The sequence below is a fragment of the Pseudomonas arsenicoxydans genome, from assembly GCF_900103875.1.
Classification (GTDB): domain Bacteria; phylum Pseudomonadota; class Gammaproteobacteria; order Pseudomonadales; family Pseudomonadaceae; genus Aquipseudomonas; species Aquipseudomonas arsenicoxydans.
Map to the genome: position 1 here is coordinate 4443332 of NZ_LT629705.1, position 23624 is coordinate 4466955.

Below are 23624 nucleotides of genomic sequence, written 5' to 3' on the forward strand. Positions count from 1 at the left end.
GCGGGCCCACGGAGCAGGACCGGAACGAGGGCATGCCGAGCCTAGGCGAGGCACCGAACGTCAGGGGCAAGAGCCCTTTGGTTACTTTGGGGCTTTTCCAAAGTGACCCGCCGTCAGGGCGGAACCCTAAGCCGCCGTTACCGCAGCAACGGATATGTACCCAAAACCAACCCCAACCCCCAATAGCACTAGCCTGAAAGCAACCACCCTCTGTCATGAAATGAAAAGTCATTGTCGTCTGATGAGAAGCGATTCATAACCCCGCAGCCTACAGTCCAATCAACGCAAATCGGCGCATTACGCCAAAAAAATGCAGATTGGAGAATAAAAGGCATGGCCAAAGCCGTACGCTTCTACGAAACAGGTGGTCCCGAAGTCCTCCGTTATGAAGACGTCGAGGTCGGCGACCCAGGCCCGGGTCAGGTTCGACTCCGGCAAGTGGCTGTCGGACTCAACTACGCCGACACCTACTTCCGCAATGGCACCTACCCGATCCCGCTGGCAAACGGCATGGGCGTCGAAGCCTCGGGCGTGGTCCAAGCGGTGGGCGAGGGCGTGACCCAGGTCGAGGTCGGCGATCGCGTCACCTATACCGGATTCCTCAACACCCTGGGCGCCTACAGCACCGAGCGCCTGATCCCGGCCTCGGCATTGATCAAATTGCCCGAAACCATCAGTTTTGAGACCGCCGCCGCCATGACCATGCGCGGGCTGACCTCGGCCTACCTGATGCGGCGCATTCACGCTTTCAAGGCCGGCGACACAATTCTGCTGCACGCCGCTGCCGGGGGCGTCGGCCTGATCGTTTCGCAGTGGGCCAAGCTGCTGGGGCTGACAGTCATTGGCACGGTATCCACCGAAGCCAAAGCTGAAATAGCTAAGGCGCATGGCTGTGACCACGTCATCAACTATACCCACGAGGACGTTGCCGGGCGCGTTCGCGAGCTGACTGACGGTGTCGGCGTCAACGTGGTGTTCGACAGCGTTGGCAAAAACACCTTCATGGGATCGCTCGACTCGCTCAAACGCCGGGGCTTGATGGTCTGCGTCGGCACCGCTTCCGGCCCGATCCCGGCTTTTGACCCGGTCTTGTTGGCGATGAAAGGCTCGCTGTTTCTGACGCGTCCGGCGTTGGCCGACTACATCTCCGACCCTGTGGAAAAAGCCGCCCTGGCAGGCGAGCTGTTCGACCACGTTGGCAACGGACGGATCAAGATCGAGATCAACCAGCATTACGCCCTGCAGGATGCCGTACAGGCGCACCGTGATCTGGAATCACGCAAGACCACCGGCTCGTCGATTTTCGTCATTTAAGGGAGCCTGCTGCCATGAAAGTCGAACAACTGACCTGCAACATTGGCGCGGAACTGATCGGCGTAAACCTCGCGGACGCCATCCATGACGATGGTCTTTTTGCCGAGATCCGCGCCCAGTTGCTGACGCATCGTGTGGTGTTCTTGCGTGATCAGGACATCAACCGTGCCGAGCACGTAGCGTTCGCCCGTCGTTTCGGCGAGCTGGAGGATCATCCGGTGGCCGGCAGTGACCCGGATCACCCGGGGTTGGTGCAGATCTACAAAAAGCCCGACCAACCGATGGACCGCTACGAAAACGCCTGGCACACCGATGCCACCTGGCGCGACGCGCCGCCCATGGGCTGTGTGCTGCGCTGCGTGGAATGCCCGCCGGTGGGGGGCGACACCATGTGGGCGAACATGGTCGAGGCCTACGCGCAGTTACCTGACGAGGTAAAGACAAAAATTGCCGACCTGCGTGCCCGGCACAGCATCGAGGCCAGCTTCGGCGCAGCCATGCCGATGGAAAAACGCCTGGCGCTCAAGGCCCTGTACCCGGATGCCGAACACCCGGTGGTGCGCACTCACCCGGAAACCGGCGAGAAGGTGCTGTTCGTCAACGCCTTCACCACCCATTTCAGCAACTACCACACGCCTGAAAGGGTGCGTTTCGGCCAGGACGCCAACCCAGGCGCCAGCGAGTTGCTGCGCTACCTGATCAGCCAGGCGTACATCCCCGAGTATCAAGTGCGCTGGCGCTGGAAGCCCAACAGCATCGCCATCTGGGACAACCGCAGCACGCAACATTACGCCGTCATGGATTACCCGCCGTGCCACCGCAAGATGGAACGCGCCGGGATCATCGGCGACAAGACTTACTGATAGACCGTCTCTGCATTCGCACTCATCACTGCGCCCACCGGGCACGATCCCGGCTGGGCGGACAATCATAAAAACAGGAGTAACCCATGCAATTCTTCGACGATTCCCTGCACCCGGAAAACATGGAAAAGGTGGTCATCACCGTGGCCCCGTACGGCCCGGAATGGATGCCCGAAGACTTCCCCGAAGACATCCCGCTGACCATGGATGAGCAGGTGCAGAAGGCGGTCGATTGCTACGAGGCCGGTGCCACCGTATTGCACCTGCACGTGCGTGAATTGGATGGCAAAGGCTCCAAGCGCCTGTCCAAGTTCAACGAGCTGATCGCCGGTGTGCGTGAAGCCGTGCCGGACATGATCATTCAGGTCGGTGGCTCGATTTCCTTCGCCCCGGAAAGCGATGGCGAAGCGGCCAAATGGCTGTCCGACGATACCCGCCACATGCTCGCGGAACTGACGCCCAAGCCGGATCAGGTCACGGTGGCGATCAACACCACCCAGATGAACATCATGGAATTGCTCTACCCGGAATACCTGGAAGGCACATCCCTGGCGAACCCGGCCTATCAGGCTGCCTACAGCGAGATGACCGTGCCGGCCGGCCCGGCCTGGGTTGCCGAGCACCTCAAGCGCCTGATGGATAACGGCATTCAGCCGCACTTCCAGCTGACCGGCATGCACGCCATGGAGACCCTTGAGCGCCTGGTGCGCAAAGGCGTCTACATGGGGCCGCTGAACCTGACCTGGATCGGCATCGGCGGTGGTTTCGATGGTCCCAACCCGTTCAACTTCTTCAACTTCATTCATCGCGCACCGGATGGCTGCACGCTGACTGCTGAATCGCTGCTCAAGAACGTGCTGCCGTTCAACACCATGGCCCTGGCCATGGGGCTGCACCCGCGTGTGGGCATTGAAGACACTATTATTGATCACAAGGGCAAGCGGTTCAGCTCGGTGCAGCAGATCGAGCAAACCGTGCGCGTCGCCCATGAACTGGGACGCGAGATCGCCACCGGCAAAGAAGCCCGTGAGATTTATCGCATCGGCGTGCAGTACCCGAGCATCGAAGCAACCCTGTTGGCCAATGGCATGGCCCCCAACCGCAAGGCTGGGCAAAAAGGTGTTCCGCAACGCGGTTGACCGGCAGCGAAGGCGGGGGGCGATGGCCTCCCGCTCATTGCATTGCACAACGCTCGATAACAACAAAAATAACGTTTCGAGGAGGCTTCATGGCCTTTCACCCAATCGCCGCAGACGATGACGACGTTGCTGTCAGCGTTGCGCGGCCATACGCCTGGATCGTCTTCGCCCTGACGTTCGGCCTGTTGATTTCCGATTACATGTCGCGCCAGGTGCTGAACGCGGTGTTCCCGATGCTCAAGGGCGAGTGGGCCCTGAGCGACGGCCAGCTCGGCTTGCTCAGCGGCATTGTTGCGTTGATGGTTGGCCTGCTGACATTTCCCCTGTCGTTGATGGCTGATCGCTTCGGTCGGGTCAAAAGCCTGGCGTTGATGGCGTTGCTGTGGAGTCTGGCCACACTGGGCTGCGCGTTGGCGCAGGACTATCCGCAGATGTTCATTGCCCGTTTCATGGTGGGCGTCGGCGAGGCTGCGTATGGCAGCGTTGGCATCGCGGTGGTGATTTCGGTCTTTCCCAAACACATGCGCGCAACGTTGAGCAGTGCGTTTATGGCGGGTGGCATGTTCGGATCAGTCCTGGGCATGGCGCTGGGCGGCGCCATCGCCGCCAAGTTGGGCTGGCGTTGGTCGTTTGCCGGCATGTCGCTGTTCGGTCTGCTGCTGGCGGTGCTTTACCCGATCATCGTCAAAGAAGCGCGCATCGCTCCACAACGTGCAGCTAACGCGACGAGCAAAGCTTGCGCCAAGATCAAGCATCCGTTGCGCACGCTGTTTTCCAGCCGCTCGGTGATCGCCACCTATGTCGGCAGCGGCTTGCAGTTGTTCGTCGGCGGCACGGTGATTGTGTGGATGCCCAGTTACCTGAATCGCTACTACGACATGGGCACCGACAAAGCCGGTGGCATGGCGGCAATCATTGTGTTGTGCAGCGGCGTGGGGATGATCCTGTGCGGCATCCTCAGTGACCGGCTGTGTCGCCATTCGCCGGAGCGCAAGGTGGCCCTGGCCATCGCTTATTGCCTGGGCAGCTGCCTGCTGTTGTCGGCGGCTTTCGCGCTGCCGCCGGGCCCCGTGCAATTGTCGCTGATCTGTCTGGGCATGTTGATTGCGGCAGGCACTACCGGTCCCGCCGGGGCCATGGTTGCCAACCTGACCCATTACTCGGTGCACGGCACGGCTTTCGCCACACTGACCCTGGCCAACAACATGTTGGGCCTGGCGCCGGGGCCGTTCATCACCGGCCGGGTATCCGACGCGATCGGCCTGCATGCCGCGTTTCAGTTAGTGCCTCTGGTCAGCATCGCGGCCGCTGCGGTGTTCTTCTATGCCAAGAGTCATTACCACAACGATATTGCCCGAATTAAGGGCCAGGAAGCGCACGGCTCCGTCAGCGAAGCAGCGTTAGAGGTGAAGGTGTGAAGGGTTGTTTACGTATTGACGTGTTTTTCGATTTCATTTGCCCCTGGTGCCTGATCGGCAAACGCCAACTGGAGCATGCGCAGGTACAGTTTCGCAGTCGCCATCCGGATGTGCAGATCACCACCGTGTGGCATGGGGTGCAGTTACTGCCGCAGTTGCCGGTAGAGGGTGAACCCTTCGCTGATTTCTATCGCAAGCGTCTGGGTAATGCCGCCGCTGTGACCATGCGCCAGGCGCAGGTACAGCAGGCCGCCCGTGAGGTTGGACTGGCCATCGACCTCGGCCGCATCGCGACGATGCCCAACACCGCTGACGCCCATCGTTTGTTCGAGCGTGCCAGCGCGCTGGGCAATGCTATCCAGCGTGAAATGTTGCTCGAACGGCTGTTCGCCGCTTATTTTCGCAAAGGCGAAAACCTTGGTTGCCGTGAGACGTTGCTCGCGATTGCTCGTTCCTGCGGCGTCGATACGGACAGGGTGCTCGATTGCCTGAAGGGCGACGCCACACCCTTTGACGGATCCCCCGGCGCAACCAGTGGCGTGCCGGGCTTTCAGTTCGACGGTCGCCTGACCGTGGTCGGTGCACAACCCGCTCAGACGCTGCTCGGGGCCATGAACGAAGCGCTCAAGGAAAGTCATCGCGAGTGGCAACCGGCATGATCAGGCGTATTCCCGTCCCTGCCGGCAAACACCCGCAGGTCGGCGCCCGTGCGCTGTTCGAGTTTGAAGACAAAAGCCTGGCGTTGTTCAACGTCGACGGGCAGTTGTTCGCCATCGACGACAGCTGCCCGCACCAGGGCGCTTCGCTCTGTGGCGGGCGCCTCGACGGACGACAGATTCAGTGCTGCGCCCATGGATTGCGCTTCGATCTGGCCAGCGGCTACTTGCTCAATTCCAACAAACTCAAGGTCGCCAACTACCCGGTCGAGGTGGTCGACGGCCAGGCCTTTATCGTCATCGTTCCCCAGGAGTCCGCGCCATGAGCGCCATTGCTCTCACCCGTATCCACAGCCGAACACGCGAGTTGGCACCAGGTTTCATTGTCAGCCTGATCGTCGCGGCGGCCGCTTCCTTTTTGTCCGAGCATTACGGTGCGCCGGTGATGCTGTTCGCCTTGCTGCTGGGCATGGCGCTCAACTTTCTGGCGGCGGACGGCGCGTGCAAGGCCGGCATTGAATTCACTGCCCGCAGCGTATTGCGCATCGGCGTGGCGCTGTTGGGCATGCGCATTACCCTGGAGCAGATGGTGGCGCTGGGGTGGAAACCAGTGGCGCTGGTGGTGATTCTGGTGGTCGTGACCATTGGCGTCTCGGTGATCGCGGCCAAGGCGCTGGGGTTTCAGCGTCTGTTCGGCATGCTCACTGGCGGCGCCACCGCGATTTGCGGTGCTTCAGCAGCGTTGGCGCTGGCCGCTGCGTTGCCCAATCATCCGCAGAAAGAGCGGGCCACGCTGTTCACGGTGATTGGGGTGTCGGCGCTATCGACCCTGGCAATGATCGTCTATCCGATGATTGCCAACTGGCTGTCGTTGTCGCCTCAAATGGCAGGTGTGTTCCTCGGGGCCACCATCCACGATGTCGCTCAGGTCGTGGGCGCCGGTTACAGCATGTCCACCGAAACGGGCGATACGGCGACGGTGGTCAAGTTGATGCGCGTGGCCATGTTGCTACCGGTGATTGTCAGCGCCGCCATGATCACCCGCCTGCAAGGCGCCGACCCCACAGGCAAACGGCCGCCGCTGTTGCCGTGGTTCGCTGTCGGTTTTCTGATGCTGGCCTGCATCAACAGCACGGGTTGGATCGCTCCGGTGGTGCAAGGTTCGGTCAATGAACTGTCGCGCTGGTGCCTGGTGGTTTCCATCAGTGCCCTGGGCATGAAAACCCGGCTCAAGGAGCTTGCGTCAGTGGGCATCAAACCCATTCTGTTGATGGTGGGGGAGACCGTGTTCCTGGTTGTCCTGGTGCTGCTGTTGCTGCGCTGGGGGATGTAACACAGCCGCCGCATTGCGTTCACTCCGACGTACTGCGGCACTCGACCGGGGTCAAAAGCACCGGTTTTTTTGCGGCGACTGTACCAGCAGTCGCCGTTTTTTTTTTACGTGTAGATCGTTCCCACGCTCTGCGTGGGAATGCAGCCCGGGACGCTTTGCGTCCCATTGGAACGCGGAGCGTCCCTTGAGGCATTCCCACGCGGACGGTTCGACGCCTCGACGTGGGAACGATCAACTGTCGGAGCAGGTGTTCAGCGTTTTGTGGGGTCGGTTTTGTGTGTGCTGCGCCAGGTGGCCGGTGGCATGCCGAACTGGGAGATGAACCAGCGGGTGAACGAACTCGCCATGGAATAGCCCAGCATGTCGGCGATGCGGCCCAGCGAGTAATTCGGGTTCTCCAGGTAACGCAGCACCAAGTCACGGCGCACTTCGTTGATCAGGTCGTTGAAGGCGCAGCCATCGTCTTTCAGGCGGCGTTGCAGGGTGCGCACGTTCATGCCCTGGGTCTGGGCGATCTGTTCGATGGTGGCGCGGCCCATGGGCAGCAGCAGGTAAATGGCCTTGCGCACCTCGAACAGGATCGACGGCCCTTCGTGGTTCTGCAGCGAATCGAGATAGCGCTGGGCGTAACGCGCCATGGCCGGGTCGGCATGCGGATTGGTCATGTCGAGGCTGGCATCGGGACAGACAATGCCATTGAACTCGCTGCCAAACTCCAGGTTGCAGCCGAACAGACGACGATGCAGTTGCAGGTTGTCCGGAGGCTGGTGCGTGAAGTTGACGCTGTAGGGATGCCAGTGCGCGCCGAGCAGGGCGGCGCAAAGCCGGAACATCACGCCAATCGCCAGTTCGTTTGCCTGGCGACAGGGCATTGGCGACTCGGTCACCACTTCCTCGCGAATGATCACCATCTTGCCGGCTTCCTCAACGAAGATTGCCAGCGAGTCGTTCATCAGGTGCCGGTAATGCACCAGCACCTGCAACGCATCACGCAGCGTGCGCTGATGGCTGAGCAGCAGGCTGACGACCCCAAAATCCGAAAGCTGACGCGACTCGGCCATGCTCAGGCCGAAGGTCTGACAGCCACTGGCAGCGGCCGAATCCTCCAGCAGACGCACGGCTGAATCGATCGGGATACGTTGCTCGGGGGCTTGCAGCCGGGCCTTGCTCAGGCCGACGTTCGCCAGCAAATCGTGCGGATTGAGCCCCTGGTAGTGGGCCACTTCCAGGTAGTTGGTCAAGACGGCGGCGCGTACAAGCTTTGGCATGCAAAGGTCTTTCCTGGCGTGGTCCCGATGGAAATCAGCGGGGCGACTATAGCCAGCACACCATGAAATGAAAAGTTTTTGAAGCCGCCTTTTTGCCTTCCACACGACCGTCAATCCGGGCTCGTTTCGCTGTCATCAAAAGAAAAGTCGCTGTCGTCAAATGAAAAGCGCGGGGGTGACGGGCTCTTTAATGTCGGACCTACAAAAAGATTCTGGCAAAACAGCCAGTCGAGTCATCGTGAAGGCGAAGGTGTTGAAGTGGACAAACTGCAAACTGCCGCAACCGTTCTGATCGTACCCGGTCTGCGCGACCATGTTGCCGAGCATTGGCAAACGCTGCTGGAGGCCCGGCTGAGCAATGTGCGCAGCGTCCCGCCACTGGAAACCGACAAGCTCGATTGCGCGGCCCGGGTCCGGGCGATCCAGCATGAACTTGCACAGATCGACGGGCCGGTGATTCTCGTCGCCCACAGCGCCGGTGTGTTGATGGTCGCGCACTGGGCTGCTCTACATGGCACGGCTCAGCACAGCGCTCCAATCAAAGGCGCGCTACTGGCCGCGCCACCTGATCTCGATGCCACCTGGCCGTCGGGTTATCCATCCCCTGAAACCCTTCGAACCCATGGCTGGGATCCACTGCCTGCCGGCGCGCTGCCTTTTCGCAGCATCGTCGTGGCCAGCAGCAATGATCACCTGGCCAGCCTCGAAGCCGTTACCTGCATGGCCCGCAACTGGGGCAGCGAAGTGGTCAATCTCGGTGAGGTCGGCCACCTCAATCCTGCCTCGGGTTTTGGCCATTGGCCGCAAGCCGAGGCACTCATTCTGGAACTGGATCGCTAGTCAGGCACCTGGCCGGTCGGCACACGTCCGGCAATTGCTCTAACGCGTGAACACAACGCAAGCCCTCTGACCTGGGCCTGTGCAAGGAAAGCTGCGCTTAAAAACAAGTACAACATGGCGGAGACACCGTAATGCATAACAATAAGAGTCACGGCCACACACTTCCTTCACGTCGCAGTCTGCTGACGCTGGCGATCCTGGCGGCATCGATGCCGGTCGCCCACGCCGTCGAGCTGGATACCGGCAACCCCGACTGGGCCGTGCGGTTTGATAACACCGTCAAGTACAACTACGGGGTGCGCACCGAAAACGCCGACAAACGCATGCTCGGGACGCCGAACAACAATGACGGTGACTACAACTTTCGCAAGGCCGGCACCAACATCACCAACCGTGTCGACCTGCTGACCGAAATGGACGTGGTCTACAAGGACCACATGGGCGCTCGCGTCAGTGCCGCCAGCTGGTACGACAAGGCCTATGAGAACACCGGCTCCAATTCCAACCCGTTCGTCAACGGTAATGGCGACACCTCCGGGCTGGTCGCCAATGACCCGCGCCTCGCCGCGGTGACTGGTGACAATGTCGGCAATGGCAGCCCGCATCTAAGTCACTACGCCCAGCGGTACTACAGCGGTCCTTCGGGGGAAATCCTCGATGCCTTCGTGTTCTACAGCACCGAAGTAGGGGAGGAGTCGCTGTTCAGCGTCAAGGCCGGGCAACACAACGTGTTCTGGGGTGAGACCATCCTCAACCCGGTGCACTCGATCAGCTACGGCCAGTCCGGCCTGGACCTGGCCAAGCTGGCAGCGTCCCCCGGCACCGAAGCCAAGGAGTTGTTCGTCCCGCGCAACCAGGTGTCGATGACCTTCACCATCAACCCCGAGTTGACCGTCGGTGCCCAGTATTTCCTTGATTGGGACGCCGCACGCCTGCCTGAGGCGGGTACTTATTATGGCGGTTCCGACCTGGTGGGCTTCGGCGCGCAGTCGTTCCTGCTCGGCAACACCAACTCGATCACCCCAGGCAGCCCGTTGGGGTGTGGCCTGGCGCCGTGCAACGCACTGACCAACGTGCGCCGTGGCGATGACCTGACCCCGCGCAATTCGGGCGATTGGGGCGTCATGGCCAAGTGGTCGCCCGCCTGGCTGGACGGCACGCTCGGCGTCTACTACCGCAAGACCTCGGACATCTTGCCGCAAGCCTGGCTCGACGCCCGTGGGTTGAGCTCGGCCAATCCCAATGGCACGCGGCCAGCGGGCCAGGTGCCGGCGGTGGTCAACACCCTGAACTCGTTGAGCACCGCCACTTATCAATTGGCGTATTCAGACAACATCGACATCTTCGGCTTGAGCCTGTCCAAGGACATCGGCGGCATCAGCGTCGGCAGCGACCTGAACATCCGCCACAACATGCCATTGGCCAGTATCCCGGCGATCGTCAGCACCAACAGCCCACTGGGACTCGGTCAGGGCCTCGGCTTGCTGCCGCCTCGCACGGCGGCCACCGGTGTCATCTACGACACCCCGCACGATGGCGACAGCATGAGCGCCACCGGCGACACCTTGCACTGGACGCTCAACGGCCTGATGACCTTGCCCAAGACGCCGGTGTTCGACTCGGCTGTCCTGCTCGGTGAGCTGTATTACAGCAACCTGCTCAAGCTCGATGACAAGAACGCCGCGCTCTACAAGGGCAAGAGCACTTACCACGGCATCGATGCGCCGACCCGTGACAACTGGGGCATCGCGGTCAACTTCACGCCGACCTGGTACCAGGTGTTCCCCGGCGTTGACATGAGCATGCCGATGTCCGTCAACGTCGGCCTCGACGGCGTTTCACCGGTCTCGGGCGGTGGCGCGAAAGACACCGGCAACTATGCGTTTGGCGTCGGTGCGGCGATCTACAACAAGTACTTCGTCGACCTCAAGTACGTCGACGCCTTCGGCAAGGCTGACAAGTGCAATGTCAGTGGCAACAGCACGGGTGCAGCCAACGCCAGCAGTGGCGACGGCTCCACGCCGAACGCCTTCAGCGGTAACGAAAACTATGCGTGCTACGCCGGTGGCTATTCAGCCTTCTCGGGTGGCGGTGCGACCACCGAAGACCGTGGCGCCCTCTACCTGACGCTGAAAACCACCTTCTGATTCACCCAATGCTTAGACACTAAGCAGGAGATTGACCCCATGAAATTCGTGCAAACTCTGCTGGCCGCTTCATTGGCCCTGGCCGCTGCCGCTCATGTTCAAGCCGCCGTGTCGGCGCAGGATGCGGCCAAGCTCGGTAGCAGCCTGACCCTGATCGGCGCTGAAAAGGCTGCCAACGCCGACGGTTCCATTCCCGCCTACGCCGGCGGACTGACCACGGCCCCGGCCAGTTTCAAAGCGGGCGACAGCATGCGCCCGGACCCTTTTGCCAGTGAAAAACCGCTGCTGGTCATCAATGGCAAAAACGTCGACCAGTACAAGAGCCTGCTCAGCGCCACCACGGTAGAGCTGGCCAAGCGTTTCCCCAGCTACCGCGTCGATGTCTATCCGACCCATCGCACCGTGGCGTTGCCGCAAGCGGTGCTGGACAACAGCCTGAAGAACGCCAATGGCGCCAAATCCCTTGAAGGCGGATTGGCCATCGACAACGTCTTGCCCGGCGTGCCGTTTCCGATTCCGCAATCGGGCAGCGAGGCGATGTGGAACTTCCTGCTGCGTTACCAGGGCGTCAACATCAACTCCAAGTACGATTCCTGGAACGTCGACTCGGCCGGTGTGCCAAGCCTGGCCACCACGGGGCAGGCGTTCATCACCTACCCGATCTACGAAAACATGGCGCAGCCCATTAGCAGCGCCGACGTGTACTACCAGATGAAGCTGTATTACACCGGCCCCGCACGTCGCGCTGGCGAGTCGATCATGCTCAAGGACGCCGCCAACCCGCTGGCGCAGCCACGCCGTGCCTGGCAATACCTGCCGGGCCAGCGTCGCGTCAAACTGGCGCCGAACCTGGCCTACGACACGCCGAATCCGGGAACCGCCGGTGCGGGCACTTACGATGATGTGTTCGTGTTCAACGGCGCACTGGATCGCTACGACTGGAAGTTGGTCGGCAAGCAAGAAATGATCGTGCCGTACAACACCTACAAGCTGACCTATGCCCAGGATCCGAAAAGCCTGACCACCCCCAATCACCTGTCGCCGGACTTCGTGCGCTGGGAGAAACATCGCGTGTGGGTGGTGGAAGGCAACCTCAAACCGGGTGCGCGTCACGTCTACCAGAAGCGTCGCTTCTACCTCGACGAAGACAGTTGGGCGGCACTGGCCTCTGACCAATACGACGCCCGTGGTCAGCTCTACCGTGGTTCCTTCGCGTTCCTCAGCCAGAGCTATGACAAGCAGGTGCCGGACTCCACGCCGTTCATGATCTACGACCTGGTCGGCGGCTCCTACAACATCAACGGTGTGGTGGGCCCTTACGGCGGCATCCGTTACATCGACTCCCTGTCCAAGGCGCAATGGTCGCCGGAGTCACTGGCGGGGGCCGGCATTCGCTAAAGCGCTGTGTTTCAACGCCGGGTTGCACACGATGTGCTCCCGGCGCAGCTTTTTCATGAGGACGCCGTATGTGTTCGTACAAAAAGTACCGGCAGTTGGCGCTGGGCATGGCCCTTGCCCTGTTGCACGGCTTCACCCAGGCAGCTAGCTACATCGACGTGCTGGACTTGCCGGCCAAGACCAGCGCGCTGGCAGTGCGCAGTCCGTTGCTGGGCGTGGCCCGCGCCGGGACACGACTGGTTGCCGTTGGACAGCGTGGCCACATTCTCTATTCCGATGATGGCGGCAAAGCCTGGCAGCAGGCTGCCGTGCCGGTCAGTGCCGACCTGAATGCCGTGAGTTTTCCCACGGCGGCGCAAGGTTGGGCGGTCGGCAATGACGGCGTGGTGCTGCACACCAGCGACGGCGGCCAGACATGGAGCAAACAACTGGACGGCCGCCAGATCGGCGCCTTGCTGGTCAACCACTACGGTGCGTTGGCCAGTGCCGAACCGGCCAATGAACAATGGGCCACCCGCGTCGAGGAGGGCCAGCGGCTGACCGAGGAGGGCGCTGATAAGCCACTGCTCGACGTGTGGTTCGCCAATGAAAAGACCGGTTACGTGGTCGGTGCATTCAACCTGATTCTGCGCACCGACGATGGCGGCCAGCACTGGACACCGTTCCAGGACCGCAGCGATAACCCGCAAAGCCTGCACCTCAATGCCATCGCGTCCACCGGCGATGCGCTCTACATCGTTGGCGAACAAGGCCTGCTGCTCAAGTGGAATGAATCCGCGCAGCGTTTCGTGGCGCTCGATTCGCCTTATCAGGGCAGTTTTTTCGGCGTGATTGGCAAGCCTGGCGAAGTGTTGGTCTACGGCCTGCGCGGCCATGTGTTTCGCAGCGTTGACGGTGGCGCGAGTTGGGCCGCGCTCAACACCGGCCTGCAAGTCAGCATCACCGCCGCCACGGTGGACGCCAAGGGTCGCTACCTGCTGTTTAGCCAGGCAGGACAAATGCTGGTCGATGCAGGCGATTCGCGACTGACGTCAATACCTCAGCAAAATCCGGCTCCGTCAGCCGGCGCCATCAGCACCCCCGACGGCACGCTGGTGTTGGTCGGCAGCCGTGGTGCCCGCGCACTGGACGTCAAATAAGAACTGGATTCATTAGAGCGAGTACCCTGACATGGGCAACCTCAAGCAAGACACCATGCCGGTGATCCGCCACATGCGTGACTTCGATCGGCGCTCGGGCAACCGGCTGGAGCGCTGGGTCTTCAATTACCGTCCGCTGTTCATGCTGTGCATGACGCTGGTCACGCTGCTGTTGGGCTATATGGCGGCCACCCGCCTGGAGCTGCGCCCCAGCTTCGAGAAGATGATTCCGCAGAGCCAGCCCTACATCCAGAATTTTCTGGAGAACCGTAAATCGTTGCGTGGCCTGGGCAGTTCGGTGCGGGTGGTGGTGGAAAACACCCAGGGCGATATTTTCGACCCCGACTACCTGACCGTTCTCAAACAGGTCAACGACGACTTGTTTCTCTCCGAAGGCGTTGACCGGGCCTGGATGAAGTCGTTGTGGAGCCCGGCGGTGCGCTGGAACGAAGTGACCGAGGAGGGCTTCCAGGGTGGCCCGGTGATGCCCGATGCCTACCGCGGCTCGGCCGAAGACATTGATCAGTTGCGCCAGAATATCAATCGCGCCGGCATCGTCGGCAGCCTGGTGGCCAGCGATTTCAAATCGAGCATGTTGATTGTGCCGTTGCTGGACAAGGCTTCGGCCACCGGCCAAGGCATCGATTACTACGCCTTCGCGCAGAAACTCGAAACGCAACTGCGTGACAAGATCGAATTTGCCGGTGACAGCCAGGCACGCAAGGCCGGGGAGGAGGGCAAGGGCAAGTACAAGGTCCGTGTGATCGGTTTCGCCAAGCTGATCGGCGACCTGATCGATGGCCTGATCCAGGTGATGATGTTTTTCGGCCTGGCGGTGGTCACCTCGTTCGTCATCATTTACCTCTACACCCGTTGCCTGCGCAGCACGCTGCTGGTGATTGTCTGTTCGCTGACCGCAGTGGTCTGGCAGCTGGGCATTGTTGCCTGGCTGGGGTATGCCATCGATCCGTATTCGGTGCTGGTGCCGTTCCTGATTTTCGCGATCGGTGTGTCCCACGCGGCACAGAAAATGAACGGCATCATGCAGGACATCGCCCGTGGCACCCATAAACTGGTGGCGGCGCGGTACACCTTCCGGCGTCTGTTTATTGCAGGTGTCACTGCATTGCTGGCGGATGCGGTGGGCTTCGCGGTGTTGATGCTGATCGACATTCCGGTAATCCAGGACCTGGCGATCACCGCCAGCATCGGCGTCGCCGTGTTGATCTTCACCTCGCTGTTGCTGATGCCGGTGGCGCTGTCGTACATCGGCGTCGGGGCGAAGGCGGCCGAACGGGCGCTGAAGATCGATACCCGCGCGGCGCAAAGCCGAGGGTTCGGCAAGCTCTGGGATTTCCTCGACCGTTTCACCACGCGCAAGTGGGCCACGGGCATCGTGCTCGGCGCCGTGGCGTTAGGCATCGCAGGCTTCATGGTCAGCCAGCACCTGCAAATCGGCGACCTCGACAGTGGCGCCCCGGAGCTGCGCGCGGACTCGCGTTACAACCGTGATAACGCCTACATCACCAGCCACTATGCGCTGTCGAGCGACCTGTTCGCGGTGATGATCAAGACGCCGCCCGAAGGCTGCCTCAACTACCAGACACTGATCCTCGCCGACCGCCTGGCCTGGGAACTGCAGCAGTATCCGGGCGTGCAAGCGACTTCATCGCTGGTCAATGCCGTGCGCCAGATCACCGCCGGTTCGTTCGAAGGCAACCCTAAGCTCAACAGCATCCAGCGCAATCAGAACGTGCTGAACTACGCGGCACAACAAGCCTCGGTCAACGCGCCGGAACTGTTCAATACCGACTGTTCGGTGATGCCGGTCATTGCCTTTCTCAAGGACCACAAAGCCCAGACGCTGGACGCCGTGGTAGCCATCGCGGACAAGTTCGCCCGGGAGAACAGCACTGCCGATCGCCAGTTCCTGCTGGCTGCCGGGACGGCCGGGATTGAAGCGGCGACCAACATCGTGGTGCGTGAAGCCAACCACACAATGCTGCTTTACGTTTATGCAGCGGTGACGCTGTTCTGCCTGATCACCTTCCGCAGTTGGCGTGCCACGTTGGTGGCGTTACTGCCGCTGGTGCTGACCTCGATCCTGTGCGAGGCGTTGATGGTGATCATGGGCATTGGCGTGAAGGTGGCGACGTTGCCGGTGATCGCACTGGGCGTCGGGATCGGCGTCGATTACGCCTTGTATTTGCTCAGTGTGCAGCTGCACTACCAGCGCCAGGGCCTGCCATTAGCCCAGGCTTACCGCAACGCGGTGTCCTTCACCGGCCGGGTGGTGGGGCTGGTCGGCATCACCCTGGCGGCGGGCGTGGTGTGCTGGGCCTGGTCGCCGATCAAGTTCCAGGCGGACATGGGCATCCTGCTGACCTTCATGTTCATCTGGAACATGCTCGGTGCGCTGATCCTGATCCCGGCGCTGTCGCATTTCCTGCTGCGCAACATTCTTCCCACGCCAACGCTGTCCACCGAACGTACGGCGGAACTGATTAGCACTCCCTGAACCAGGGGCCACTTCCATTGACCAGGGCAGGTTCAATGCCCTGGCATTTGCCTGAGGATTTCAATCATGTCTGATTACAAAGCACCCTTGCGTGACATGCGTTTCGTACTCAACGAAGTGTTCAACGTTTCCCGATTGTGGCCCGCCATGCCGGGCCTGGCCGACGTGGTGGATGAAGACACCGCCAATGCGGTCCTTGAGGAAGCGGGCAAGATCAGCGCCGAGCTGATCGCACCGCTCAATCGCAGCGGCGACGAACAGGGCTGTTCCTGGAGCGATGGGGAGGTGAGGACCCCAACGGGTTTCGGCGCTGCTTATCGGGCCTTTGCCGAAGGCGGCTGGGTTGGCGTGGGCGGTGATCCAGTCTATGGCGGCATGGGCATGCCCAAGGTGATCGGCGCTCAAGTCGAGGAGATGGTCAATGGCGCCAACCTGTCGTTCGGCCTGTACCCGATGTTGACCGCCGGCGCCTGCCTGGCGATCAACACCCACGCCAGCGACGAACTGAAAGCCACGTACTTGCCCAACCTGTACGCCGGCCTCTGGACCGGGTCGATGTGCCTGACCGAGCCGCATGCGGGCACCGATCTTGGACTGATCCGCACCAAGGCCGAACCTCAGGCCGACGGTTGCTACAAGGTCAGCGGTACCAAGATTTTCATCACCGGCGGTGAGCATGACCTGACTGAGAACATCATCCACCTGGTCCTGGCCAGGCTGCCCGACGCGCCCGCAGGTCCCAAGGGCATTTCGTTGTTCCTGGTGCCCAAAGTCATGGTCAACGCCGATGGCAGCCTCGGCCAGAAAAACGCACTGTCCTGTGGCTCCATTGAACACAAGATGGGGATCAAGGCCTCGGCCACCTGCGTGATGAATTTCGACGGCGCCACGGGCTGGATCGTCGATGCGCCGAACAAGGGCCTGGCGGCGATGTTCACCATGATGAACTACGAGCGTCTGGGCGTTGGTATTCAGGGGTTGGCCACCGCTGAGCGTTCTTATCAAAATGCGCTGGCCTACGCCCGTGACCGTTTGCAAAGTCGTTCGCCGAGCGGCCCGCAAGCCAGTGACAAGGTGGCCGATCCGATCATCGTCCACCCGGACGTGCGGCGCATGCTGCTGACCATGAAAGCCTGCAATGAAGGCGGCCGTGCGTTCTCCACGTACGTGGCGATGCAACTCGACACCGCCAAGTTCAGTGACAACCCGGACAAGCGCAAACGCGCCGAGGCGCTGGTGGCGTTGCTGACGCCGGTGGCCAAGGCGTTCCTGACCGACCTGGGGCTGGAAACCACGATTCACGGCCAACAGATCTTCGGCGGCCACGGTTACATCCGCGAGTGGGGCCAGGAACAACTGGTGCGCGATGTGCGGATCACCCAGATCTACGAAGGCACCAACGGCATTCAAGCGCTGGACCTCGTCGGACGCAAGATCGTCGGCAGTGGCGGGGCGCTCTACAAGCTGTTTGCCGACGAGATTCGCCACTTCACCGCAAACGCCTGTGCGGACCTCGCGCCTTTCACCCAGCCGCTCAATGCGGCCCTGGATAATCTCGACGAATTGACCGCCTGGGTGCTGGACCGCTGCAAATCCGACCCCAACGAAATCGGCGCGGCGTCAGTCGAGTACCTGCATGCCTTTGGCTACACCGCTTATGCCTACATGTGGGCGCGAATGGCCAAGGCCGCGATTGGCAAGGAGGCGCAGGACGATTTTTACGCCAGCAAAATGGGCACCGCGCGTTTCTATTTCGCACGCCTGTTGCCACGCGTCCAGTCATTGGCGGCGTCGGTCAAGGCGGGCAGCGATTCGCTTTACCTGCTCGATGCAACGCAATTCTGACGTGACCGCCACTCAACAGCTCAGGAAGACCTCACAGTGGTAACGACAAAAATAATCGCTCCCGCGCCAGGCGCCTACGCCTATCCGTTGCTGATCAAGAGCCTGCTGCTCTCGGGGGCGCGCTATTCGCCCGATCAGGAGATCGTCTACGCGGACAAGCTGCGCTACAGCTACCGAACGCTGAATCAGCGCATCCAGCAATTGGCCAATGCGCTGACCCAGGCGGGCGTCAAGGCCGGGGATACGGTGGCGCTGCTCGATTGGGACAGCCATCGGTACCTGGAGTGTTTTTTTGCCGTGCCGATGCTGGGCGCGGTATTGCATACGGTCAATATCCGCCTTTCGGACGAGCAGATTCTCTACACCATGAACCATGCCGAGGATGACCTGGTGCTGGTTCATGATGATTTCCTGCCATTGATGGAGCGGATTCATGATCAGCTGACGACGGTCAAAGGCTACCTTCAGCTCAGCGACGCCGATGCGCCAGCGACCACGCTACCGGTGCTGGGGGAATACGAGGATCTGTTGGCGCAGGCTGAGCCGCACTTCGAATTCCCGGACTTCGATGAACACTCGGTGGCGACGCTCTTCTACACCACTGGCACCACCGGAAATCCCAAGGGCGTTTACTTCAGTCACCGCCAATTGGTGCTGCATACGCTCAATGCAGTCGGCACGTTAGGGGTGTACCAAGGCGCGCCGCTGTTGCGTTCCGACGATGTCTACATGCCCATCACGCTGATGTTTCATGTGCATGCCTGGGGCGTGCCTTATGTCGCAACGCTGATGGGCATCAAGCAGGTTTATCCGGGGCGCTACGAGCCCAATCTACTGGTCAGGCTGTTCCGCGAAGAAAAGGTCAGTTTTTCCCATTGCGTGCCCACGATCCTGCAAATGATCCTCGGGTGCGACGAAGCGACCCGGACCGACTTCAACGGCTGGAAAATGCTCTTGGGCGGCAGCGCCTTGACCCAAGGGCTGGCGTCCCAGGCCACAGCGCGGGGCATACGTGTCCATAGCGGTTACGGGATGTCGGAAACCTGTCCGTTACTGTGCGTGACCCACCTGCGTGACGTGGAGCTTGAACAGCCAGCGCAAGCGCAAGTAGCGGCTCGCATCAAGACCGGCGTGGCGGTGCCGATGGTCGACCTGAAAATCATCGATGCCAACGGCAATGAGGCGCCTCAGGATGGCGAGGCATTGGGAGAAATCGTGGTGCGGGCCCCCTGGCTGACACAAGGCTACCTAAAGGATCCGGACCAGGGTGCGCAACTATGGGAACAGGGCTGGATGCATACCGGCGACATTGCCTCTATCGATGCCTTGGGCGTGATCGAGATCAAGGACCGGATCAAGGACGTCATCAAAACCGGCGGGGAGTGGGTCAGCTCACTGGAACTGGAAAACCTTCTCAGCGAGCATCCCGCCGTGACCTCGGTGGCGGTCGTCGGCATTCCAGACTCGCAATGGGGTGAACGGCCAATGGCGCTGGTGGTGTGTGCGGCGGGAGAGTGCATTACTGCGGACATGCTGGTGGCGCATCTGCATCAGTACGTTGAGCGTGGGCATATCAACAAGTGGGCGATTCCCAAGCAGATCAGGGTCGTGGCCGATATTCCCAAAACCAGTGTCGGGAAAATCAACAAGCGCTTGATCCGTGAACTCGAGCTGAGCCAGCAGGCGCTGGATATTGGCTGATCTGGACTAGACTCATGCGTTCAGGTCAGTGACTTACTCGCGTGAGGTCTTGGACATGGCAAAGGAAAAGAAGAGCAGCAAAAAAAGTAATGCCGACGAACGCCCGAAGATGACTAACAAGGAGTACCTGAGTGAACTGCGCCGACTGCACGTCGAAGTCGTGAAGCTGCAGGAATGGGTGCAGCACAAAGGCATCAAGGTTTGTATTGTCTTCGAGGGCCGCGATGGCGCCGGCAAGGGCGGGACGATCAAGGCGCTGACCGAACGGGTCAGCCCGCGCATCTTTCGGGTGGTGGCGTTGCCTGCACCGACCGACCGCGAAAAAAGCCAGATGTATGTGCAACGTTACCTGCCGCATCTGCCCGCGGCCGGCGAAGTAGTGATTTTCGACCGCAGTTGGTACAACCGCGCCGGCGTCGAGCGAGTGATGGGATTTTGCACCAAGGAGCAGGTTGAAGGTTTCCTCAAGGCAATCCCCCTGGTGGAGCGCGCGATCGTCGATTCGGGGGTGATCCTGCTCAAGTATTGGCTGGAAGTCAGTCCCGAGGAGCAGACCCGTCGGCTCGAAGAGCGCATCAAGGACGGACGCAAAATCTGGAAGCTGACGCCCATGGACCTGAAGTCATACAGCCGTTGGTACGACTATTCGCGTGCCCGGGACGACATGTTCAAAGCCAGCGACACCGAACACGCCCCCTGGCTGGTGGCCAACTCCAACGACAAGCGCCGAGCTCGTCTGAACATCATTACCGACTTGCTCAGCCGCATCCCTTACAAGCAGGTGCCGCGAGAAAAAGTGACGCTGCCCCAACGGCAAAAACCCGGTAAGTATCGCGAGCCGGATCATCCATTGAGGCACGTGCCCGAGAAGTTCTAAGGGTGTGCAATCAGCCGGCCGGTTCGGCCGTACAACTCATCGCCACTGAGCCAGGCTTCTGGAAAACAGCGGTATTGTCGGTTTGCCAGAAGCTGTAGCTCCCCAGCGCATCCTTGCCGATGTAACGGGTGCCCACATCACTCTGCACCTGGTTCAGGGTGATCGAGGCGTTTGCCCATTTCAGGTACACGGCACCGGGCTGGGTGATGAAGTAGGTGGCGGCGATCAACACGTTCATCCCGGTACATCGAAATGCCACGGGGCCTTCGGTCAGTCTGTCCGGGTCCTTGGTCCGCACAATGGCCGAACCCTGGCGCAACTGGTACGCGCGCTCGGCATAACTGCGGATGACGCACGTTTTGGGCACAGGGTCGGAGGCACACCGATTGCGTATATCGACCCAGAACTGCTGGTCGATGATGACGTTGTCTGGCGGTGGTACCGAACGCTCATCCGTGAGCGCCAGGTGATAAAGACGCATCAGTTCAACGTCCATCTGCGCCAGTAGCGGGTCGCGACAGATCAGCTTTTCGACGGTTGCCTTTGCCGTGGCGCAATCGAAACTGGTTTTGAAGGACGCCGCGTTGGCACAGGTGCTCGTCGCCGCGCACAAGCTGGCAGCGAGCAGGCAGGTGAAAAGGGTCGCGACCGTTTTCATGTTGGCTTCACCCGAAACATTGCGTGATGCGCGGATTGCCGTAGGACCTCTTCCGTTGATTAGTCATTCGTTTGCATAAGGTGTATCGCAGTGTAAGTCAGTGCTCGAAACTTGCCACCCCCGCGCGCCAGCGGGTGTTTTTTCAGAATCGATCCAGCCTGTAGGGTTCAATGGCCGGCAACCCATGGGAAGGGGGAACCGTCGCAGGCAAGGCGATTTGCGCGATCAGTTCGGCGGTCACCGCCGCCTGCGTCAGCCCAAGGTGCTGGTGACCGAAAGCCAGCAGCACCTTGCCGTCGCACACCCGGTCGATGATCGGCAGGGAGTCAGGCAAGGAGGGGCGAAATCCCATCCAGGGCGAGGCCGCCTGCGCATTCAAGTCCCGCGTGAACAGGCCTGCACTCAACCGGTGCAATTGCCAGGCGCGCTCCATGGCCGCCGGCCGTTCGAGGCCGGCGAACTCGACGGTGCCTGCCAGTCTCAGTCCATCAGCCATCGGGGTCATGATGAATTTGCGCTCCAGCGAGGTGACGGCGAAAGGCAACCGCTCCTGCTCATAGGGCAACATCAGGTGATACCCGCGCTCGGTGTCCAGCGGCACCTGCTTGCCGGTCAACACTGCCGTCAGTTTTGCCGAGTGGGCGCCGCAGGCGATCAGTACCCTGCGTGCCGTCAGAGGGCCTTGATCGGTGATCAGCGACACGCCGTCCGCCTGGAGATGGGCGCTCAGGACCTGTTGCTTGAGGAAATGCACGCCGCTGGTTTTCGCGGCCTCTACCAGTTCGCAGACAACCCGGTAGGGGTCGAGAAAATGACCCGTTTGCGGAAAAAACAGGCCGCCCTGCATGCGTTCGCTGAGTTGCGGCGCCGTGTCGCGCACCGTCGTGGCGGTCCAGTAGTCGACCGGCACCTCTTGATGCTGCATCCGCGCCTGCAGCGCTTCGATGGCCTGACGCGATTCAGGGCGTTCGAACACCAGCAAGGAACCATCCTGGCGCAGCAGATCGGGGCGGGCAATGTCCTTGAGCAATCGGTGCCAGGCGCCAAGGCTGCTTTCGTTGAGGGCGCGCAGGCCGGACACGGTCCGTTGGAAAGGCGCCGCACGCAGGTTTAGCAGCAGGCGGGTGAACCAGGGCAGGGCACGCGGCAGGTATCTCCAGTCCAGGCGCAGCGGGCCCATCGGGTCCATGAGCATGCCGGGCAGGCGTTTGAGGATGGACAGGTCGGCGATGGGGAACACCTGTTCGGTCGCCAGGTGCCCGGCATTGCCAAACGAGGCGCCCCGGCCAGGGTCTTGCTGGTCGATGACCACCACTCGCAGACCTTGGCGCGCCAGCCGAAGGGCGCAGGCGACGCCGATGATGCCGGCGCCGACCACGGCAATGTCCGGGGTGTCGATGGCGGGGCCGCTCGCCCGAAAGGCTTCGTGGCGAGCAGTGTTGGCGTGCTCACCGCTCAATATTTGGCCTGTCACAGTCATGGCGTCTTCCTGGCGATGAGGGTGGGCACGGTCAGGGTGAATTCAGGCGACGTTGTGTTCTGCCGACCAGTGCTTGTACCACTGGCGGAACAACGCGTACTGGTTCTCGGCGTAATGCCGTTGGGCATCGCTCAACACATCGGTTTCGTTGAAATGCAGGGTGTATTCCTTGTCGCCATTGAGCACCATCAGGTGCTTGTAATAGAGCACCAGGTCGCAGCCCTCGTCGAAGGACGACAGCACGGCCAGCGCCGATTCCAGTTCGGTAGCCAGGCGGCGGGCCTTGGCATCGCCCTTGGCCGCTTGCTTGCTCAGTGCCACCAGTTGCAGCACTTCACGCGGTAGCGCATTGCCGATGCCAGTGATCGCTCCGGTGGCGTTGCAATTAACGAAACCATGGACCACTTGGGTGTCGACACCGACCATCAGGGTGACGTTATCGTCCGCGGAGGTGATGTTCTCGGCGGCGTAACGCAGGTCGGCAGCACCACCAAACTCCTTGAAGCCGATCAGGTTCGAGTGTTCGCGGCGCAACTCGAAGAACAGGTCTGCGCGGGTGGAAAACCCATAGTAAGGGCTGTTGTAGATCACTGACGGCAACTGCGGTGCCGCCTGCAAAATGGCCGAAAAATGTGCTTTTTGCGCGGCGGGCGAGGCGCCACGGGAGAGAACGCGGGGGATCACCATCAGGCCATGGGCGCCGACGCTGGCGGCATGGGCCGCGTGGGAAATCGCTTCGCGACTGTTGACGGCGCCGGTGCCGACAATTGTCGGAACGCCTGCGGCGACCAGACGTGCCACGCCTTCCTGGCGCTCTGCTTCGGTCAGCAGCGGCCAATCCCCCATGGACCCGCAATACACCACCGCACTCATGCCGATATCAACCAGCTCGCGCCCCTTGGCCACCAACGCATCAAAATCCGGTTTACGTGCGGCGGTGCAGGGGGTCATCAGCGCAGGAATGCAGCCAGTGAAAATGCTATCGCTCATTTGTTCAGCTCCTTGACGCGTTTATTCAAATGACGGGAAG

General features: G+C 61.1%; 19 protein-coding genes. 15 read left to right on the forward strand and 4 right to left on the reverse strand.

From position 1 onward, the window contains the following. Window positions 1-333 precede the first annotated feature (333 nt). From BLQ41_RS20765 to BLQ41_RS20795, 7 genes are all read left to right on the forward strand, one after another. Window positions 334-1314 (forward strand): quinone oxidoreductase family protein, encoded by a 981-nt coding sequence (locus BLQ41_RS20765; protein WP_090183750.1) that lies wholly within the window; start codon window positions 334-336, stop codon window positions 1312-1314. A 14-nt stretch (window positions 1315-1328) separates the two neighbouring features. Next, window positions 1329-2177, forward strand: coding sequence for a TauD/TfdA dioxygenase family protein (locus BLQ41_RS20770; RefSeq protein WP_090183752.1), 849 nt, complete (start codon window positions 1329-1331; stop codon window positions 2175-2177). An 86-nt stretch (window positions 2178-2263) separates the two neighbouring features. Then, complete coding sequence (locus tag BLQ41_RS20775; RefSeq protein ID WP_090183754.1) at window positions 2264-3316, forward strand: BKACE family enzyme; 1053 nt, start codon at window positions 2264-2266, stop codon at window positions 3314-3316. Between the two features lie 89 nt (window positions 3317-3405). Next, window positions 3406-4734, forward strand: a complete 1329-nt coding sequence (locus tag BLQ41_RS20780) for an MFS transporter (RefSeq protein WP_090183756.1) — start codon at window positions 3406-3408, stop codon at window positions 4732-4734. Next, the gene (locus BLQ41_RS20785) at window positions 4731-5393 is read left to right on the forward strand and encodes a DsbA family oxidoreductase (RefSeq protein WP_090183758.1); all 663 of its coding nucleotides are present in this window, start codon (window positions 4731-4733) and stop codon (window positions 5391-5393) included. Before BLQ41_RS20780 ends, BLQ41_RS20785 begins: the two co-directional genes overlap by 4 nt. After that, window positions 5390-5716: a Rieske (2Fe-2S) protein gene (locus tag BLQ41_RS20790; protein WP_090183760.1), complete on the forward strand. Its 327-nt coding sequence runs from the start codon at window positions 5390-5392 to the stop codon at window positions 5714-5716. Before BLQ41_RS20785 ends, BLQ41_RS20790 begins: the two co-directional genes overlap by 4 nt. Then, the gene (locus BLQ41_RS20795) at window positions 5713-6723 is read left to right on the forward strand and encodes a YeiH family protein (protein ID WP_090183761.1); all 1011 of its coding nucleotides are present in this window, start codon (window positions 5713-5715) and stop codon (window positions 6721-6723) included. The genes BLQ41_RS20790 and BLQ41_RS20795 overlap by 4 nt, the downstream gene beginning before the upstream one ends. Before the next feature lie 251 nt (window positions 6724-6974). Here the strand turns inward: BLQ41_RS20795 and BLQ41_RS20800 are convergent, their stop codons facing one another. Continuing rightward, a complete protein-coding gene (locus tag BLQ41_RS20800; RefSeq protein WP_090183763.1) occupies window positions 6975-7991 on the reverse strand; it encodes an AraC family transcriptional regulator in 1017 nt (338 codons plus the stop codon). 258 nt (window positions 7992-8249) lie between these two features. On the opposite strand from BLQ41_RS20800, the gene BLQ41_RS20805 reads away from it, so the two are divergent. The 8 genes from BLQ41_RS20805 to ppk2 all read left to right on the forward strand — a co-directional run bounded on the left by BLQ41_RS20805 (window position 8250) and on the right by ppk2 (window position 20456). After that, the gene (locus BLQ41_RS20805) at window positions 8250-8831 is read left to right on the forward strand and encodes an RBBP9/YdeN family alpha/beta hydrolase (RefSeq protein WP_090183764.1); all 582 of its coding nucleotides are present in this window, start codon (window positions 8250-8252) and stop codon (window positions 8829-8831) included. Window positions 8832-8962: 131 nt separating this feature from the next. Beyond that, the gene (locus BLQ41_RS20810; protein ID WP_090183766.1) at window positions 8963-10978 is read left to right on the forward strand and encodes a DUF1302 domain-containing protein; all 2016 of its coding nucleotides are present in this window, start codon (window positions 8963-8965) and stop codon (window positions 10976-10978) included. A 39-nt stretch (window positions 10979-11017) separates the two neighbouring features. Beyond that, window positions 11018-12376 (forward strand): DUF1329 domain-containing protein, encoded by a 1359-nt coding sequence (locus tag BLQ41_RS20815; RefSeq protein ID WP_090183768.1) that lies wholly within the window; start codon window positions 11018-11020, stop codon window positions 12374-12376. 68 nt (window positions 12377-12444) lie between these two features. Then, window positions 12445-13515 (forward strand): WD40/YVTN/BNR-like repeat-containing protein, encoded by a 1071-nt coding sequence (locus tag BLQ41_RS20820; protein WP_090183770.1) that lies wholly within the window; start codon window positions 12445-12447, stop codon window positions 13513-13515. Window positions 13516-13546: 31 nt separating this feature from the next. After that, entirely contained in the window at window positions 13547-16033 is a 2487-nt protein-coding gene (locus BLQ41_RS20825; protein WP_090183773.1) for an efflux RND transporter permease subunit, read from the forward strand. A 66-nt stretch (window positions 16034-16099) separates the two neighbouring features. Next, the gene (locus BLQ41_RS20830; RefSeq protein WP_090183774.1) at window positions 16100-17878 is read left to right on the forward strand and encodes an acyl-CoA dehydrogenase C-terminal domain-containing protein; all 1779 of its coding nucleotides are present in this window, start codon (window positions 16100-16102) and stop codon (window positions 17876-17878) included. A gap of 36 nt (window positions 17879-17914) precedes the next feature. Further along, a complete protein-coding gene (locus tag BLQ41_RS20835) occupies window positions 17915-19579 on the forward strand; it encodes a fatty acid--CoA ligase (RefSeq protein WP_090183776.1) in 1665 nt (554 codons plus the stop codon). A 55-nt stretch (window positions 19580-19634) separates the two neighbouring features. Next, window positions 19635-20456: a polyphosphate kinase 2 gene (gene ppk2 / locus BLQ41_RS20840; protein WP_090183778.1), complete on the forward strand. Its 822-nt coding sequence runs from the start codon at window positions 19635-19637 to the stop codon at window positions 20454-20456. 10 nt (window positions 20457-20466) lie between these two features. On the opposite strand, the gene BLQ41_RS20845 is transcribed toward ppk2, so the two are convergent. From BLQ41_RS20845 to BLQ41_RS20855, 3 genes are all read right to left on the reverse strand, one after another. Continuing rightward, on the reverse strand, window positions 20467-21114 hold the full coding sequence (locus BLQ41_RS20845; RefSeq protein WP_090183779.1) for an MliC family protein: 648 nt from the start codon (window positions 21112-21114) through the stop codon (window positions 20467-20469). Between the two features lie 142 nt (window positions 21115-21256). Then, the gene (locus BLQ41_RS20850; protein ID WP_090183781.1) at window positions 21257-22594 is read right to left on the reverse strand and encodes an NAD(P)/FAD-dependent oxidoreductase; all 1338 of its coding nucleotides are present in this window, start codon (window positions 22592-22594) and stop codon (window positions 21257-21259) included. 42 nt (window positions 22595-22636) lie between these two features. Further along, window positions 22637-23584: a dihydrodipicolinate synthase family protein gene (locus tag BLQ41_RS20855; protein ID WP_090183783.1), complete on the reverse strand. Its 948-nt coding sequence runs from the start codon at window positions 23582-23584 to the stop codon at window positions 22637-22639. Window positions 23585-23624 lie beyond the last annotated feature (40 nt).

Coding starts and splice junctions, on each gene's coding strand:
- BLQ41_RS20765 (WP_090183750.1), top strand. CDS start 334: ATGGCCAAAGCCGTACGCTTCTACGAAACAGGTGGTCCCGAAGTCCTC.
- BLQ41_RS20770 (WP_090183752.1), top strand. CDS start 1,329: ATGAAAGTCGAACAACTGACCTGCAACATTGGCGCGGAACTGATCGGC.
- BLQ41_RS20775 (WP_090183754.1), top strand. CDS start 2,264: ATGCAATTCTTCGACGATTCCCTGCACCCGGAAAACATGGAAAAGGTG.
- BLQ41_RS20780 (WP_090183756.1), top strand. CDS start 3,406: ATGGCCTTTCACCCAATCGCCGCAGACGATGACGACGTTGCTGTCAGC.
- BLQ41_RS20790 (WP_090183760.1), top strand. CDS start 5,390: ATGATCAGGCGTATTCCCGTCCCTGCCGGCAAACACCCGCAGGTCGGC.
- BLQ41_RS20795 (WP_090183761.1), top strand. CDS start 5,713: ATGAGCGCCATTGCTCTCACCCGTATCCACAGCCGAACACGCGAGTTG.
- BLQ41_RS20800 (WP_090183763.1), bottom strand. CDS start 7,991: ATGCCAAAGCTTGTACGCGCCGCCGTCTTGACCAACTACCTGGAAGTG.
- BLQ41_RS20810 (WP_090183766.1), top strand. CDS start 8,963: ATGCATAACAATAAGAGTCACGGCCACACACTTCCTTCACGTCGCAGT.
- BLQ41_RS20815 (WP_090183768.1), top strand. CDS start 11,018: ATGAAATTCGTGCAAACTCTGCTGGCCGCTTCATTGGCCCTGGCCGCT.
- BLQ41_RS20820 (WP_090183770.1), top strand. CDS start 12,445: ATGTGTTCGTACAAAAAGTACCGGCAGTTGGCGCTGGGCATGGCCCTT.
- BLQ41_RS20825 (WP_090183773.1), top strand. CDS start 13,547: ATGGGCAACCTCAAGCAAGACACCATGCCGGTGATCCGCCACATGCGT.
- BLQ41_RS20830 (WP_090183774.1), top strand. CDS start 16,100: ATGTCTGATTACAAAGCACCCTTGCGTGACATGCGTTTCGTACTCAAC.
- ppk2 (WP_090183778.1), top strand. CDS start 19,635: ATGGCAAAGGAAAAGAAGAGCAGCAAAAAAAGTAATGCCGACGAACGC.
- BLQ41_RS20845 (WP_090183779.1), bottom strand. CDS start 21,114: ATGAAAACGGTCGCGACCCTTTTCACCTGCCTGCTCGCTGCCAGCTTG.
- BLQ41_RS20850 (WP_090183781.1), bottom strand. CDS start 22,594: ATGACTGTGACAGGCCAAATATTGAGCGGTGAGCACGCCAACACTGCT.
- BLQ41_RS20855 (WP_090183783.1), bottom strand. CDS start 23,584: ATGAGCGATAGCATTTTCACTGGCTGCATTCCTGCGCTGATGACCCCC.